The organism is Cellulomonas sp. P4_B5_2, assembly GCF_056402235.1.
The window spans coordinates 1-13,582 of the sequence record NZ_JBFUHU010000059.1; the positions used below are offsets into that span (position 1 = coordinate 1).

Sequence of the window (13,582 nt, forward strand, 5' to 3'; positions counted from 1 at the left end):
GTTCGAGCATCTCCTGCGCCCGGACGTTCGAGCATCTCCTGCGCCCGGACCACGCGCTGCCGGGTGACCCAGGCGGCGGGCGTCGTCCCGGTCTCGGCCCGGAACCGTCGGGCGAACGTCCGCTCGGAGACGAAGGCGCGGGCGGCCAGGTCCGGCACGCTGAGCTCCTCCTCGAGGTTCTCCATCATCCAGGCGAGCAGCGGGGCCAGGGTGTCGGCGTCGCAGGGCAGCGGGGTGTCGACGTACTGGGCCTGTCCGCCGTCGCGATGCGGAGGGACGACCATCCGACGGGCGATGGCCGACGCCGCCGCGGCACCCAGCTCGCGGCGCACCAGGTGCAGGCAGGCGTCGATGCCGGCGGCCGTGCCGGCGCTGGTGATGACGTGCTCGTCGTCGACGTAGAGGACGGCGGGGTTGAGCCGCGCCCGCGGGAACCTCCTGCTCATCTCGTCGGTGTACATCCAGTGCGTCGTGCACTGCCGACCGTCGAGCAGGCCGGCGTACCCGAGCGCGAACGAGCCGCTGCAGATGCTGAGCACCCAGGCGCCCCGCTCGTGCGCGGCCCGCAGGGCGTCGAGCACCACCTCGGGCACGTCGTCGGTGTCGCCGTAGGCAGGGACGATCACCAGGTCGACGTCGCGGGTCGCCTCCAGGCCGTGCTCCACGACGATGGAGTAGCCGGCGCCCTTCGTCGGCACGATCCCGGGCTCGATGCCGCAGAGCGTGAACTCGAAGCACGGCCCGCCGGTGTCCCGGCGGTCGATGCCGAAGACCTCGCAGGCCACCCCGAGCTCGAAGGGGGCGACGTTCGGCAGGGCGATGGCGGCCACGGATCGGAGCATGCGGCCAGCATCGGCACGATGTGGCGGAATGTCAACGGTCAGCGTCAGTCCTGCCACTCGTGGCGCGTTCTGGCCGGGCGGAGACTTTCTGCCATGACCACCGTATGGATCGTCCTCGCACTCGCCAGCGCGGCCTGGCTGGTCGCCCGCCTCGTCGTCACGGTCCGCCGGGACGGCCTGGGCAGCGCCCGGCCCCCGGCCTCCCACGCCGACTGGTCGGACACGGCGTCCGGCCTGCCGAGCCACCCGTACCGCAGCGCCTGACACCTCCCGCCCGCTCGCGACAGGCCCGCCGATGAACCGGCGGGCGCTACCGCAGCCTGAGACACTGTGCGGCGGCGGCCGTCGCACGACGGGTCGGACGGCGAGAGGTGAGGCGTGTGGGCGAGCTGCCGCTGAGGCTGGCGGTGGTCGGCGACGAGCTCGTGGCCGGCGCGGGCGACCCCAAGGGGCTCGGCTGGGTCGGTCGGGTGACGGCCAGGACACCGACGCCGGACACCCTCACCGTGCTGACGCTCGCCGTCCCCGGCGAGACGAGCACCGCCCTGGGCGCCCGGTGGGACGAGGAGGTCACCCGTCGCCTGTCCCCCGAGGCCGACAACCGGCTCGTCGTCGCCCTCGGCCGGGCCGACGTCGCCGCGGGCCTCTCGCTCGCGCGCAGCCGGCTCAACCTCGCGAACATCCTCGACGTCGCCGACCAGCGCCGGATCCCCGCGTTCGTCGTCGGCCCACCCCCGGGCGGCACCGCCGACGCCGACAAGCTGGCCGACCTGTCAGCCGCGTACGCGGATGTGGCGACCCGGCGTCGGGTGCCCTTCGTCGACATGTACACGCCCCTGGCCGCCCACGACCAGTGGCTGGGCGACCTCGCCGCGGGCGACGGGATCCTGCCAGGACAGGCCGGGTACGGCCTGATGGCCTGGCTGGTCCTGCACACCGGCTGGCACGCCTGGCTCGGCCTGCCCGACGACGGCGCCTGACAGCCAGCGGACCCAGAGCGTCATCTCAACGTGCCGCGGACGGCGGTCAGCGCGGAGTCCAGCACGGTCCGCAGGGTGTCGAGCGTGAGCTGCTCCACGGCCCCACGGGCGTCGGCCCGGCGCAGGTCCGCGCGGATCTCGTCGCGGAACCGCTGGATCATCGCCTCGGCGTCCTTGGACCGGACGTGCGACGCGAGCCGCGGGTCGTCCGGGACGTCGCCGGTGGTGTGCGGGACCGCCGCGGCACGGGCCTGCTGGGCGGCCGCGGCGAGGTCGGCGCGCAGTCCGCGCATGGACCCGCGCACGTCCTCGCGCACCTGGGCGGCGCGCTCCCGGACCGACTCCGCGATCCCCTCCTCGAGGTGGCCCAGCTCGGCACGCCGCGCGTTCAGCTCGGCGTAGCCAGCCTCCGTGAGCGCGTAGGTGCTCTTGCGCTCTTCGTCGACCCGCTGGACCAGGCCCTCCTCCTCGAGGCGGGCGAGCCGGGGGTAGACCGTGCCCGGGCTCGGCCGGTAGGTGCCCCCGAAGCGGTCCGAGAGCGCCGTGATGAGCTCGTAGCCGTGCTTGGGCCCGCTCTCCAGGAGCGACAGCAGGTAGAGGCGCAGCTGTCCGTGCGCGAAGACCGGCGCCATCATCACGCGACCCCGGTCCCTGCGCCGCGCAGCACCGTGAGGTGCCCCGACACCGTGGTGGAGGAGACGAAGCACGCCCCGTCACCCGTGCGGAGATCGACCTTCCGATGCCCCGGCGACGTGCCCTTGTACTCCTCGCCGTCCACGACGAGCCGCCCCGAGACGGACTGACCCTTCACCTGGACGCCCTTGCCCGCGGGCAGGCGGACCGTGACGTCGCCGGAGACCGTCGTCGCCGTCACGCTGGAGGTCCCGGACGTCACGTCCAGCGTCAGCGAGCCGGACACCGAGTTGGCCTGCACCAGGCTCAGCTCCCCCGACGCCGCGAGCTCGCCCGAGACCGAGTTGAGCTTGAGGTCCCCACGGTGGTCGCGCACGACGATCTCGCCCGAGACGGTGTTGGCGCTCAGGCGCCCGACGGTGCCGTCGGTGATGAGCGTGCCCGAGACGGTGGACACCGACGCGTCCTCCGCCACGCCGGCGAGCAGGCCGTCGGCGCTCACGGTGCCGACCTTCGCGCGGATGCCGCGCGGGATCGCGATGTGCACGTCGGCGCGGTCCTTGCCGCGGAAATTGCGGAACTTCTCGAGGAACCCGTCCCAGCCGCCCAGCGTGAACTGGTAGCCGACCCGGAGCTCGCCGTCGGACAGGCTGACCTCCAGCGGCCGGCCGTCGACGTCGTGCACCTCGATCCGCGCGCCGGGCCCGTCGTGCGCGACGACGTCGACGCGTCCGCCCACCAGCTGCACCCGGAGGTCCGTGACCGACTCGATCTCGATGATCTGCGGGCCGGCGACGACCCAGGACTCGCTCGCCATGATGCTCTCCTCATTCGCGATATATCTCGTGTCTGGAGACACGTTATATCGCGTTCCGCTCCCGCGCAAGAACTCACGTCATATCGCGTCTGCGGACACGACAGAGCCCGTGACCGCGGGCGGTCACGGGCTCTGTCGGTGGGAGATCAGGACACGAGGCCGGCCTGCCGCAGCTCGACCGTCAGGTCGTGTGGGCTGGTCGACACCGAGAGCGCCTCGTCGTAGGTGATCGCGTCGTCCCGGACCAGCTGGAAGAGGTGCTGGTCGAACGTCTGCATCTTGTAGAAGTCGCCCTCGCGGATGAGGTCGATCAGCGGCGGGGCGTCCTCGGGGTCCAGGATCGCGTCGCGCGTGCGGCCGGTGTTGACCATGACCTCGATGGCCGGACGACGACCCGTGCCGTTCGCCAGCCGGACCAGGCGCTGGGACACCACGCCGCGCAACGCCTGGGCGAGCGCGATGCGGACCTGCTTCTGCTCGTGCGGCGGGAAGAAGTCGATGATGCGGTTGACCGTCTCGGCCGCGTCGATGGTGTGCAGCGTGGACAGGACCAGGTGACCGGTCTCGGCCGCGGACAGCGCCGCGCGGACCGTCTCCACGTCGCGCATCTCGCCGACGAGGATGACGTCCGGGTCCTGGCGCATCGCGGCACGCAGGGCGACCGTGAAGTCGGCCGTGTCCTGGCGCACCTCTCGCTGGGACACGATCGACTTCTTGTCGTGGTGCAGGATCTCGATCGGGTCCTCGATGGTGACGATGTTGACCTCGCGCAGCGTGTTGATGAGGTCGACCATCGAGGCCAGGGTCGTCGTCTTGCCGGAGCCGGTCGGACCGGTCACCAGCACGAGCCCGCGGGGCTCCAGCGCCAGCTCGCCGATGACCTCGGGCAGGGACAGCTCGGCGAGCGACTGGGCCCCGACGGCCACCCGGCGGAACACCAGGCCGTACGTGCCGCGCGCCTGGTAGGCGTTGACGCGGAACCGCCCGACACCGGACACGGAGTACGCGAAGTCCGCCTCCTTGTGCTCGCGGAACGCGTCCACCAGGTCGTCGGGCAGGACCTCTTCGAGCATGCGCTCGGTGTCCGCCGGCTTGAGGTCGGGGACCTGCAGCTTGCGCAGCCGGCCGTCGACGCGCACGCGGGGCGCGGAACCGACCTTGCAGTGCAGGTCGGATCCGCCCGTGCTCGCGAGGGCGTGCAGGAACGGGATGACGGACTGTGTCGGCTGGCTCACGCACTGGATATCGGACGTCGGCGCCCCGCACTTGAGGGCGCGAGAGATGTGGGACGATGGAGACGAGTCCGGCGAGCAGCACGGGCGCCGACCCCCCGTACGTCGACGAAGGAAGATCCCATGAGCAAGCGAGGCCGCAAGCGCCGTTCCCGCAAGGGCAGCGCCGCGAACCACGGCAACCGTCCCAACGCCTGAGCGTTCGGAGAACGGGAAGGCCCGGAGCAGCAGCTGCTGCACCGGGCCTTCGTCGTTCGGGTCTGCGGCGCTCAGTCGAGCGTGACGCGCATGACGGTCAGCTGCTCGTGGATCTTCAGCCGCAGGTGCTCCGGCGCGGCCTCCTGGCAGCCGCGCTTCACGATCGTCTTCACCACGACGTCGACGTCGTACTCCTCCAGGCAGCCCTCGCACTCGGCGAGGTGCGCCCGGACAGTCTCGGCGTCGGGCGCCCCGAGCTCCGCGTCGAGGTACTCCCAGAGCCGGTCCAGAGCGTCTGCGCAGTTGTTGCCGCAGTTGCCCGCTGACAGGTCACTCTCGTTCATCGTTCGCCCTCCGGCGCGGTCGGGGCCACCGCGACCAGACCACGCCCGCGGGCGTAGTCCGACAGCAGGTCGCGCAGCTGTGCGCGGCCGCGGTGCAACCGGGACATCACCGTCCCGATCGGCGTCCCCATGATCTCGGCGATCTCCTTGTACGCGAAGCCCTCGACGTCCGCGAGGTACACCGCSATCCGGAACTCCTCCGGCAGACGCTGCAGGGCGTCCTTGACGTCGGAGTCCGGGAGGTGGTCGAGCGCCTCGGCCTCGGCAGACCGAAGGCCCCTCGACGTGTGCGACTCGGCGCGGGCCAGCTGCCAGTCCTCGATCTCCTCGGAGCGGGACTGCTGCGGCTCGCGCTGCTTCTTGCGGTACGAGTTGATGTACGTGTTGGTGAGGATGCGGTACAGCCACGCCTTGAGGTTGGTGCCCGGGCGGTACTGGTGGAACGCGGCGAACGCCTTGGCGAACGTCTCCTGCACCAGGTCCTCGGCGTCGGCCGGGTTGCGCGTCATCCGCAGGGCAGCGCCGTACAGCTGGTCCAGGTAGACCAGCGCCTCGGCCTCGAACCTCTCGGTCCGTGCAGCGTCGCCCTCGGACTCGGGCGCGCGGTTCGTGTCCTCGCTCATCGCGGACGAGCCTAGTCCCGGAGTCTGAGGACCACCGACCGGCGTGGGCCACGACACATTCACCCCGGACGCCTGCATCTGCGCGGGCCACTGGGCGGGAAGGGTGTCTACGGGGGTACCGACCGCCCACCCGGTCACGGGAGGCGTCGCAGCGCGCGTCTCGGTAGCACAGCTCATGGTGGCCACAACGGCAGGACGCTGCGGACCATTCCCGCTGCCGCACACGCGTCGCCAGCGCCGCACCCGCGCACTAGGTTGGCGGCATGACGACGACTGCCGCGGACTCCACCTTCCTGCGCCTGCTCCGTGAGCAGATCGGCCACGAGTTCGACGCCCACCAGCAGTACGTGGCGATCGCCGTGTGGTTCGACGGGCAGGACCTCCCCCAGCTGGCCCGGCACTACTACCGGCAGGCGATCGAGGAGCGCAACCACGCGCTGATGATCGTGCAGTACCTGCTGGACCGGGACCTGCACGTCGAGATCCCCGCCGGCAGCTCCGTGCGCAACGGCTTCACCCAGGTCACCGAGCCCATCGGCCTGGCCCTCCAGCAGGAGAAGCAGGTCACCTCGCAGATCGAGGCGATCTTCGCGGCCGCCCGCGCCGAGGGCGACGCCCTGGGCGAGCAGTTCCTGCTCTGGTTCCTCAAGGAGCAGGTGGAGGAAGTCGCCTCGGCGACCACGCTGCTCACCGTCGCCACGCGTGCCGGCGACAACCTGTTCGACCTCGAGAACTATGTCGCCCGCGAGCAGATCGGCGACGGTGGCGAGTCCGCCGACGCGCCGTCCGCCGCCGGCGGCGCCCTGTAGGAGGAGCTGCCGTGCTGCTGCGCCGAATCGCGCGTCCCCTGTTCGCCTCGTGGTTCGTCACCGAGGGTCTCGACGTCGTCCGGCACCCCGCCGCGCACGCCGCCGACGCCCGAGGGGCGCTGACGACGCTGCGCCGCCGGCTGCCCGAGCCCGCGCTGTCCGGCCCGGCCGGAGACGTGCTGGGCCGCGAGCTCAGCGACCGGCAGCTGACCACGATCGTCCAGGCGCACGGTGCCGCGCTGGCCGCGGCCGGGGTGCTGCTCGCGGTCGGCAAGGCACCGCGCACGGCCGCGCTCGCGCTCGCGGCCCTGACGGCTCCGCTCGTCCTGCTCAACCTGCCCACCAAGCGCGTCAAGGGCGAGGACCCGCTGCTGCGGCGCGCCCGTCGCGACAAGCTCGTGCGCGCGCTCGCGTTCACCGGTGGTGCCCTGATCGCCGGTGTCGACCTCGAGGGCCGCCCGGGGATCAGCTGGCGCGTGCAGAAGGCGCGCTCCGAGCACGCAGCGGCGAAGGCCTCCGACTGAGAGGGCCTGAGACGCTCACAGTGCCCGTCGGCACCCCCGATAGCCTGGGTGCCATGGACCTGTGGACCGCACCGCTCGCCGACGCCCCCCTGGACGCGCTCGTCGAGGTGCCCGGCTCCAAGTCCCTGACCAACCGCTACCTGGTCCTCGCCGCGCTGGCCGACTCCCCCGGCCGCCTACGCGGTGCACTGCGGTCACGGGACACGCGTCTGATGGCGGCCGCACTCACCGGCCTGGGCGCACGGATCGACGAGGACGGCAGCGACTGGGTGGTCACGCCCGGCCCGGTCCAGGGGTCGACCGCCGTCCATTGCGGTCTCGCGGGGACCGTCATGCGGTTCCTGCCCGCTGTCGCGGCGCTCGCCAACGGCCCGGTCCGGTTCGACGGCGACGACTCGGCCCTCGCCCGGCCGATGGGGCCGGTGCTGACTGCGCTGCGCACGCTGGGGGTGCGCGTCGAGGAGCACGGCGAGCCCGGGCACCTCCCGTTCACGGTGCACGGGCACGGCTCCGTGCTCGGAGGTCAGGTCGACGTGGACGCGTCCGCGTCCAGCCAGTTCGTCTCCGGGCTGCTGCTCGCCGCCGCGAGGTTCGAGCGCGGCCTGACCCTGCGGCACACCGGCCGGACGCTGCCGAGCCTGCCGCACATCGAGATGACGGTCGCCCTCCTGCGCGAGGCCGGCGTCCACGTGGACGACTCGCGGCCTGCGATCTGGCAGGTGGCGCCGGGTCGGATCACCGGCCGCGACGTGCGCGTCGAGCCGGACCTGTCCAACGCGGCCCCGTTCCTGTGCGCGGCCCTCGTGGCCGGCGGAACAGTGCGCGTGCCGGGCTGGCCGACGCAGACGACGCAGCCCGGGGGCCTGCTGCCCGGGATCCTGGAGCGGATGGGCGCCACCACACGCGTCGACGGTGACCTGCTGAGCGTCACCGGCACCGGCGCGGTCCGTGGCGTCGACCTGGACCTGCACGCGGCCGGCGAGATCGCGCCGACCATCGCCGGGCTCGCCACCCTGGCCGACTCCCCCACGCGGCTGCGGGGCATCGCCCACCTGCGCGGGCACGAGACCGACCGGCTCGCCGCGCTGGCCGCCGAGATCACGCGTCTGGGCGGGCAGGCGGAGCAGACCTCCGACGGGCTGGTCATCACGCCACGCCCGCTGTCGGGGGGAACCTGGCACACGTACGAGGACCACCGGATGGCCACCGCGGGCGCTCTCATCGGGCTGCGGGTCCCGGGCGTGGAGGTCGAGGACGTCGCGACGACCGCCAAGACGATCCCCGACTTCGTCGGGCTCTGGGGCGGCATGCTCGGATCGGCCGTGCTGGCCTGATGGGTGCCCGGCGCTACGACGAGCGGGACGTCCGCATCCGTCCCGGTCGCGGCTCGCGCCCGCGGACCAAGCAGCGCCCCGAGCACGCCGACGCCGAGGTCGCCCTGGTCACCGCCGTCGACCGCGGTCGCTACGCGATCCTCGTCGACCCCGACGGCCCCGACGAGCGCGTGGCGATCGCGATGAAGGCCCGGGAGCTCGGCCGCGACCGCGTGGTGCCGGGTGACCGGGTGGACATCGTCGGGGACACGTCCGGCGACGACGGCTCCCTGTCCCGGATCGTGCGGATCGGCGAGCGTCGGACGGTGCTGCGGCGGACCGCGGACGACACCGACCCGATCGAGCGGATCATCGTCGCCAACGCGGACCAGCTGGTGATCGTCACCGCGCTGGCCGACCCCGAGCCGCGCACGCGCATGATCGACCGCTGCGTCGCCGCGGCCTACGACGCGCGCATGGACGCCCTGCTGGCCCTGACCAAGGCGGACCTGGCGGATCCCGCGGAGCTGGTCGGGATGTACGCGCCGATCGGCGTCGAGGTGGTGGTGACCAGCGCGGAGAAGTCCGTCGGCGGCCGGATCATCCACGGCCTCGACGACGTGCGAGCGGCGCTGGAGGGCAAGACGTCGGTGCTGGTCGGGCACTCGGGCGTCGGGAAGTCGACGCTGGTGAACGCGCTGGTCCCGGGCACGTACCGGGCCGTGGGTGTGGTGAACGACGTCACCGGCCGCGGTCGGCACACCTCAAGCTCCGCGGTGGCGCTGCGCGTTCCCGGGACGTCGAAGCCCACGTGGGTCATCGACACGCCCGGCGTACGGTCGTTCGGGCTCGCACACGTCGACCCGCAGCACCTGCTCGGCGCGTTCGCGGACCTCGCGGAGGTCGCCGAGGAGTGCCCGCGCGGGTGCACCCACGCGGACGACGCCCCGGACTGCGCGCTCGACGACTGGGTCGCCGCCGCGCCGGACGAGCCGACCCGCGAGGCGCGCGCCGCCCGCGTCGAGTCGTTCCGCCGTCTCCTGGCCAGCCGCCTGGGCAGCGGAGATCCGGACAACCGGGAGCCCGCACGTCCCTGACGTGCACCGACGAACCACTACCGTGTCGGGCATGAGCCTGCGACCCGGGTACGACGACGACCTGCGCCTCGCCCACGTGATCGCGGACCAGGTGGACTCGCTGACCATGTCGCGGTTCAAGGCGCAGGACCTGCGGGTGGAGACGAAGCCCGACCTCACGCCGGTGTCCGACGCCGACAAGACCGCCGAGGAGATCGTCCGCGGTCAGCTGTCCCGGGCGCGACCGCGGGACGCGGTGCACGGCGAGGAGATGGGCGACACCGGCCACGGGCCGCGCCGGTGGATCATCGACCCGATCGACGGGACCAAGAACTTCGTCCGCGGCGTGCCCGTGTGGGCCACGCTCATCGGGCTGCTGGACGGCGACCAGGTGGTCGTCGGCCTGGTCAGCGCCCCCGCGCTCGGTCGGCGCTGGTGGGCGGCGCAGGGCAACGGCGCGTGGACCGGGAAGTCGCTGGCCGCCGCCAGCCAGCTGCACGTCTCCCAGGTCGACCGCCTCGAGGACGCCTCGCTGTCGTACTCGTCGCTGAGCGGCTGGGAGGAGCGCGGGCAGCTGGATGCGTTCCTGAACCTGACCCGGCGGACGTGGCGGACGCGTGCGTACGGCGACTTCTGGTCGCACGTGCTGGTCGCGGAGGGCGCGGTGGACCTGTCCGCGGAGCCGGAGCTGTCGCTGCACGACATGGCGGCGCTCGTCCCGATCGTCACCGAGGCCGGCGGCACGTTCACCTCGATCCGCGGGGTGCCCGGCCCGTTCGGCGGGTCCGCGCTGGTGTCCAACGGGCGGCTCCACCAGGCCGCGTTGGAGTACCTGGACCCGCTGCCGGAGGCGTGACACCTCCCGTCGCGGCACGATCGGTGCCATGAGCACCGACGACCGCGACGACCGCGCCGCCTCGTTCGACCGGGCCGCAGCCGTCTACCAGGCCACCCGGCCCAGCTACCCCGACGAGGCGGTCCGATGGGCCGTCCCCCCGGACGCGCGCGACGTCGTGGACCTCGCGGCCGGGACCGGCAAGCTCACCGAACGGCTCGTCGCGCTCGGGTGGCACGTCGTCGCCGTGGAGCCGTCCGACGCGATGCGGGCGGAGCTGGCGGCCGCCCTTCCGGACGTCGAGGCGCTGCCCGGGACGGCCGAGCACCTCGGTCTGCCCGATGAGTCGGTGGACGCCGTGACCATCGCGCAGGCCTGGCACTGGGTGGACCCACCCGCGGCCTCCGCGGAGATCGCCCGCGTCCTGCGGCCCGGCGGTCAGGTGGCGCCGATCTGGAACGTGCGCGACCAGTCGACCGACTGGGTGGCGCGCTGGACCGAGATCGTGCACCGCGGGGACAGCCTGGAGACCAGCTACCGCGACCCGATGCTCGGCGACGCGTTCACCGAGCCGGAGCACGCCACGTTCCCCTGGACCCAGCGGCTGCGCGCCGCGGACCTGCGCACCCTCGCCGCCAGCCGCAGCCACCTGATCCTGCTCCCGGCCGACGAGCGAGACGCGCTCCTCGACGAGATCGATCGGCTCGTCGCCGCCCATCCGGACCTGCGCGGACGCGAGTGGATCGAGGTGCCGTACCGGACCGAGTGCTACCGGGCGCGGCTGCGCTAGAGCCCGAGAACCCCCGGGAGCTGGTCGAGGGACTCGATCCCGACGACGTCTGCCGCAACGATCTCCGCGTCCGTCAGCGCGAGCCGGCGCCCACCGGGACGGTCCACCCAGATGCCCAGCAGTCCCGCCTCCCGCGCCGCCACGGCGTCGACGTCGAGCTCGTCGCCCACGTAGGCGGTGCGCTCGGGAGAGGTGCCGAGCCGGCGGCACGCCTCGACGAAGACGCGAGGGTCGGGCTTGCCGAAGCCGAGGGTGTCGACGCCGACGAGCATGGGCACGCGCTCGAGCAGCGACACCCGCTCGAGCTTGATCGTCTGGAGCTCGACGGACGCGTTGGACAGCGCGCCCACCGCGAGGCCGGCGGCAAGGAGCTTGTCCAGGACGGCCTCGACATCCTCGTGCGCGGTCCACGCGTCCGCGAACGCACCCTGGAACGCCTCGTCCCAGACCGCGAACGCGTCAGCGTCCAGCACCGGTCCCCCGAACTGCGCGTGCAGCTCGTTGGCCCGCGTCATCCGCTGCTCGACGAAGCCGACCTCGCCGCGCGTGTACGCCGCGTAGTGGCCGCCGACGTCCGCGCGCCAGACCCTCACCAGCTCGTCGTACCGGTCGTGCGGCAGGTCCGGCAGGTACTCGCGCGCGAGCGCGGACAGGGCGTGACCGAACGCGCCGCGGGTGTCGACGAGCGTGTCGTCGATGTCGAACAGGACCCCGTCGACCCGCATCAGAGCGTGGCGCGCAGGGCAGCGATCCGCGCGAGCGTGGACTCCTTGCCCAGGATCTCCATCGACTCGAACAGGGGCGGGGACACGCGTCGTCCGCTGAGCGCGACGCGCAGCGGCGTGAACGCGAACCGGGGCTTGATGCCGAGCCCGTCGACCAGCGCAGACTGCAGCGCCTCCTGGGTGCCGGTCGTCGTGAACTCGGTGAGGGCTTCGAGCGCGGCCGCGGCGGCGTCGAGGACGGCCGGGGACTCCTCGCGCAGCGCGCCGCGGGCGTCGTCGGCGATCTGGAGGGCGCCGTCCGCGACGAACAGGAACCCGAGCATGCCCTCGGCCTCGCCCAGCAACGTGATGCGCTCCTGGATGAGCGGCGCGCCCGCGTCGAGGAGGGCACGGTGCTCTGGCGAGAGGTCCGCGTAGGAGTCGGTCGGCACCAGGCCCGCGCGGTGCAGGTACGGCACCAGCCGGTCGCGGAAGTCCTCGGGCGCCAGCAGCCGCACGTGCGCGGAGTTGATCGCCTCGGCCTTCTTCACGTCGAACCGCGCCGGGTTGAGGTTGACGTCCGCCGCGTCGAACGCGGCCGTCATCTCCTCCATCGAGAAGATGTCGCGGTCCGGGCCGATCGACCAGCCGAGCAGTGCCAGGTAGTTGAGCAGGCCCTCGGGCGTGAAGCCGCGGTCGCGGTGCAGGAACAGGTTGGACTCGGGGTCGCGCTTGGACAGCTTCTTGTTTCCCTCGCCCAGGACCGACGGCAGGTGCCCGAAGACCGGCGCCCCGGAGCCGACGCCGATCGCTTCCAGCGCCTGGTAGAGCGCGATCTGGCGGGGCGTCGACGAGAGCAGGTCCTCCCCGCGCAGCACGTGCGTGATTCCCATGAGCGCGTCGTCCACCGGGTTGACCAGCGTGTACAGGGGCTGGCCGTTGGCGCGGACGATGACGAAGTCCGGCACCGAGCCCGCCTTGAACGTGACCTCGCCGCGCACCAGGTCGTCGAAGGAGAGGTCCGCGTCGGGCATCCGCAGACGCAGGACCGGCTCGCGGCCCTCGGCCCGGAACGCGGCCTTCTGCTCGTCGGTCAGGTCGCGGTCGACGCCGTCGTAGCCCAGCTTCGGGTCCAGGCCGGCCGCCTTGTGGCGCGCCTCGATCTCCTCGGGCGTGGAGAACGACTCGTACGCGTGCCCGCCCTCGACCAGGCGGCGGGCGACGTCCGCGTACAGGTCCATCCGCTGCGACTGCCGGTACGGCTCGTGCGGCCCGCCGACCTCGACACCCTCGTCCCAGTCCAGACCGAGCCAGCGCAGCGCGTCCAGGAGCTGCAGGTACGACTCCTGCGAGTCGCGCGCCGCGTCGGTGTCCTCGATCCGGAACACGAAGGTGCCGCCCGTGTGGCGCGCGTACGCCCAGTTGAACAGAGCCGTGCGGATGAGGCCGACGTGCGGCGTCCCGGTGGGCGAGGGGCAGAAGCGGACGCGTACAGCAGAGCCGGTGGGAGAAGTCACGGCCTCAAGGTTAGTGGCGGCGCAGCACGGGTTGCGCAGCACGCTCGTCCTTCCGCCGCAGCCGGCGTGGAGACTTAGTGGCGGCGCAGCACGGGGTTGCGCAGGGTGCCGATCTCCTCGACCTCGACCTCGACGATGTCCCGGTCCACGATCGGGCTCACGCCCGCGGGGGTGCCGGTGAGGATCAGGTCGCCGGGCAGGAGCGTGAACACCTCGGACACGTACGAGACGAGGTAGGCCGCGTCGAAGATCATCTGCGACGTGCGGCCGTCCTGCTTGGGCACGCCGTTGACGCGGGCGCGGACGTACAGGTCGTCGACGTCCAGGCCCGGCACGATCCAGGGG

18 protein-coding genes are annotated in these 13,582 nt (G+C 72.6%); 9 read left to right on the top strand and 9 right to left on the bottom strand.

The genetic code is table 11. The features are described 5' to 3' along the window. On the bottom strand, positions 1–842 hold an 842-nt coding region (locus tag AC1DUQ_RS06000; protein ID WP_477073507.1), incomplete at its 3' end, for a GlxA family transcriptional regulator. 93 nt (positions 843–935) lie between these two features. Between AC1DUQ_RS06000 and AC1DUQ_RS06005 the strand changes: the two genes are divergently transcribed. Together AC1DUQ_RS06005 and AC1DUQ_RS06010 are read left to right on the top strand one after the other, a co-directional pair. Then, a complete protein-coding gene (locus tag AC1DUQ_RS06005; protein ID WP_477060529.1) occupies positions 936–1,106 on the top strand; it encodes a hypothetical protein in 171 nt (56 codons plus the stop codon). 116 nt (positions 1,107–1,222) lie between these two features. Then, positions 1,223–1,822, top strand: a complete 600-nt coding sequence (locus AC1DUQ_RS06010) for a GDSL-type esterase/lipase family protein (RefSeq protein ID WP_477060528.1) — start codon at positions 1,223–1,225, stop codon at positions 1,820–1,822. 20 nt (positions 1,823–1,842) lie between these two features. On the opposite strand, the gene AC1DUQ_RS06015 is transcribed toward AC1DUQ_RS06010, so the two are convergent. The 3 genes from AC1DUQ_RS06015 to AC1DUQ_RS06025 all read right to left on the bottom strand — a co-directional run bounded on the left by AC1DUQ_RS06015 (position 1,843) and on the right by AC1DUQ_RS06025 (position 4,507). Continuing rightward, positions 1,843–2,454 carry a PadR family transcriptional regulator gene (locus tag AC1DUQ_RS06015; RefSeq protein ID WP_477060819.1) on the bottom strand — a complete coding sequence of 204 codons (612 nt, stop codon included), beginning with the start codon at positions 2,452–2,454 and terminating at the stop codon, positions 1,843–1,845. A gap of 2 nt (positions 2,455–2,456) precedes the next feature. Then, on the bottom strand, positions 2,457–3,272 hold the full coding sequence (locus AC1DUQ_RS06020) for a DUF4097 family beta strand repeat-containing protein (protein ID WP_477060527.1): 816 nt from the start codon (positions 3,270–3,272) through the stop codon (positions 2,457–2,459). 146 nt (positions 3,273–3,418) lie between these two features. Continuing rightward, positions 3,419–4,507 carry a type IV pilus twitching motility protein PilT gene (locus AC1DUQ_RS06025; RefSeq protein ID WP_477060526.1) on the bottom strand — a complete coding sequence of 363 codons (1,089 nt, stop codon included), beginning with the start codon at positions 4,505–4,507 and terminating at the stop codon, positions 3,419–3,421. Positions 4,508–4,627: 120 nt separating this feature from the next. On the opposite strand from AC1DUQ_RS06025, the gene AC1DUQ_RS06030 reads away from it, so the two are divergent. Beyond that, positions 4,628–4,702: a 50S ribosomal protein bL37 gene (locus tag AC1DUQ_RS06030; RefSeq protein ID WP_155859599.1), complete on the top strand. Its 75-nt coding sequence runs from the start codon at positions 4,628–4,630 to the stop codon at positions 4,700–4,702. A gap of 71 nt (positions 4,703–4,773) precedes the next feature. Here AC1DUQ_RS06030 and rsrA read toward each other — a convergent pair whose 3' ends face one another. After that, complete coding sequence (rsrA, locus tag AC1DUQ_RS06035) at positions 4,774–5,046, bottom strand: mycothiol system anti-sigma-R factor (protein ID WP_056096731.1); 273 nt, start codon at positions 5,044–5,046, stop codon at positions 4,774–4,776. Beyond that, positions 5,043–5,846, bottom strand: coding sequence for a sigma-70 family RNA polymerase sigma factor (locus AC1DUQ_RS06040; RefSeq protein WP_477073508.1), 804 nt, complete (start codon positions 5,844–5,846; stop codon positions 5,043–5,045). The genes rsrA and AC1DUQ_RS06040 overlap by 4 nt, the downstream gene beginning before the upstream one ends. An 86-nt stretch (positions 5,847–5,932) precedes the next feature. On the opposite strand from AC1DUQ_RS06040, the gene AC1DUQ_RS06045 reads away from it, so the two are divergent. Genes AC1DUQ_RS06045 through AC1DUQ_RS06070 form a run of 6 tightly spaced genes read left to right on the top strand, consistent with a single transcriptional unit; the run spans position 5,933 to position 11,016 of the window. After that, a complete protein-coding gene (locus AC1DUQ_RS06045) occupies positions 5,933–6,478 on the top strand; it encodes a ferritin (RefSeq protein ID WP_477060524.1) in 546 nt (181 codons plus the stop codon). Between the two features lie 11 nt (positions 6,479–6,489). Then, positions 6,490–7,002 carry a DoxX family protein gene (locus tag AC1DUQ_RS06050; RefSeq protein WP_477060523.1) on the top strand — a complete coding sequence of 171 codons (513 nt, stop codon included), beginning with the start codon at positions 6,490–6,492 and terminating at the stop codon, positions 7,000–7,002. 53 nt (positions 7,003–7,055) lie between these two features. Further along, a complete protein-coding gene (gene aroA / locus AC1DUQ_RS06055) occupies positions 7,056–8,336 on the top strand; it encodes a 3-phosphoshikimate 1-carboxyvinyltransferase (protein WP_477060522.1) in 1,281 nt (426 codons plus the stop codon). Next, the gene (rsgA, locus tag AC1DUQ_RS06060) at positions 8,336–9,412 is read left to right on the top strand and encodes a ribosome small subunit-dependent GTPase A (protein WP_477060521.1); all 1,077 of its coding nucleotides are present in this window, start codon (positions 8,336–8,338) and stop codon (positions 9,410–9,412) included. Before aroA ends, rsgA begins: the two co-directional genes overlap by 1 nt. A gap of 31 nt (positions 9,413–9,443) precedes the next feature. Beyond that, complete coding sequence (gene hisN / locus AC1DUQ_RS06065; RefSeq protein ID WP_477060520.1) at positions 9,444–10,247, top strand: histidinol-phosphatase; 804 nt, start codon at positions 9,444–9,446, stop codon at positions 10,245–10,247. Between the two features lie 28 nt (positions 10,248–10,275). Continuing rightward, entirely contained in the window at positions 10,276–11,016 is a 741-nt protein-coding gene (locus AC1DUQ_RS06070) for a class I SAM-dependent methyltransferase (RefSeq protein ID WP_477060519.1), read from the top strand. Here the strand turns inward: AC1DUQ_RS06070 and AC1DUQ_RS06075 are convergent. The 3 genes from AC1DUQ_RS06075 to AC1DUQ_RS06085 all read right to left on the bottom strand — a co-directional run. Next, the gene (locus AC1DUQ_RS06075) at positions 11,013–11,741 is read right to left on the bottom strand and encodes an HAD family hydrolase (protein WP_477060518.1); all 729 of its coding nucleotides are present in this window, start codon (positions 11,739–11,741) and stop codon (positions 11,013–11,015) included. The two genes, AC1DUQ_RS06070 and AC1DUQ_RS06075, sit on opposite strands and share 4 nt — an antisense overlap. Next, positions 11,741–13,237, bottom strand: a complete 1,497-nt coding sequence (gene gltX / locus AC1DUQ_RS06080; RefSeq protein ID WP_477073509.1) for a glutamate--tRNA ligase — start codon at positions 13,235–13,237, stop codon at positions 11,741–11,743. The genes AC1DUQ_RS06075 and gltX overlap by 1 nt, the downstream gene beginning before the upstream one ends. Before the next feature lie 74 nt (positions 13,238–13,311). After that, positions 13,312–13,582: fumarylacetoacetate hydrolase family protein (locus AC1DUQ_RS06085; RefSeq protein WP_477073510.1), on the bottom strand; the 271-nt coding region annotated here is incomplete at its 5' end.

Coding starts and splice junctions, on each gene's coding strand:
- aroA (WP_477060522.1), top strand. CDS start 7,056: ATGGACCTGTGGACCGCACCGCTCGCCGACGCCCCCCTGGACGCGCTC.
- AC1DUQ_RS06070 (WP_477060519.1), top strand. CDS start 10,276: ATGAGCACCGACGACCGCGACGACCGCGCCGCCTCGTTCGACCGGGCC.
- AC1DUQ_RS06020 (WP_477060527.1), bottom strand. CDS start 3,272: ATGGCGAGCGAGTCCTGGGTCGTCGCCGGCCCGCAGATCATCGAGATC.
- AC1DUQ_RS06075 (WP_477060518.1), bottom strand. CDS start 11,741: ATGCGGGTCGACGGGGTCCTGTTCGACATCGACGACACGCTCGTCGAC.
- rsgA (WP_477060521.1), top strand. CDS start 8,336: ATGGGTGCCCGGCGCTACGACGAGCGGGACGTCCGCATCCGTCCCGGT.
- AC1DUQ_RS06045 (WP_477060524.1), top strand. CDS start 5,933: ATGACGACGACTGCCGCGGACTCCACCTTCCTGCGCCTGCTCCGTGAG.
- rsrA (WP_056096731.1), bottom strand. CDS start 5,046: ATGAACGAGAGTGACCTGTCAGCGGGCAACTGCGGCAACAACTGCGCA.
- AC1DUQ_RS06015 (WP_477060819.1), bottom strand. CDS start 2,454: ATGGCGCCGGTCTTCGCGCACGGACAGCTGCGCCTCTACCTGCTGTCG.
- AC1DUQ_RS06005 (WP_477060529.1), top strand. CDS start 936: ATGACCACCGTATGGATCGTCCTCGCACTCGCCAGCGCGGCCTGGCTG.
- hisN (WP_477060520.1), top strand. CDS start 9,444: ATGAGCCTGCGACCCGGGTACGACGACGACCTGCGCCTCGCCCACGTG.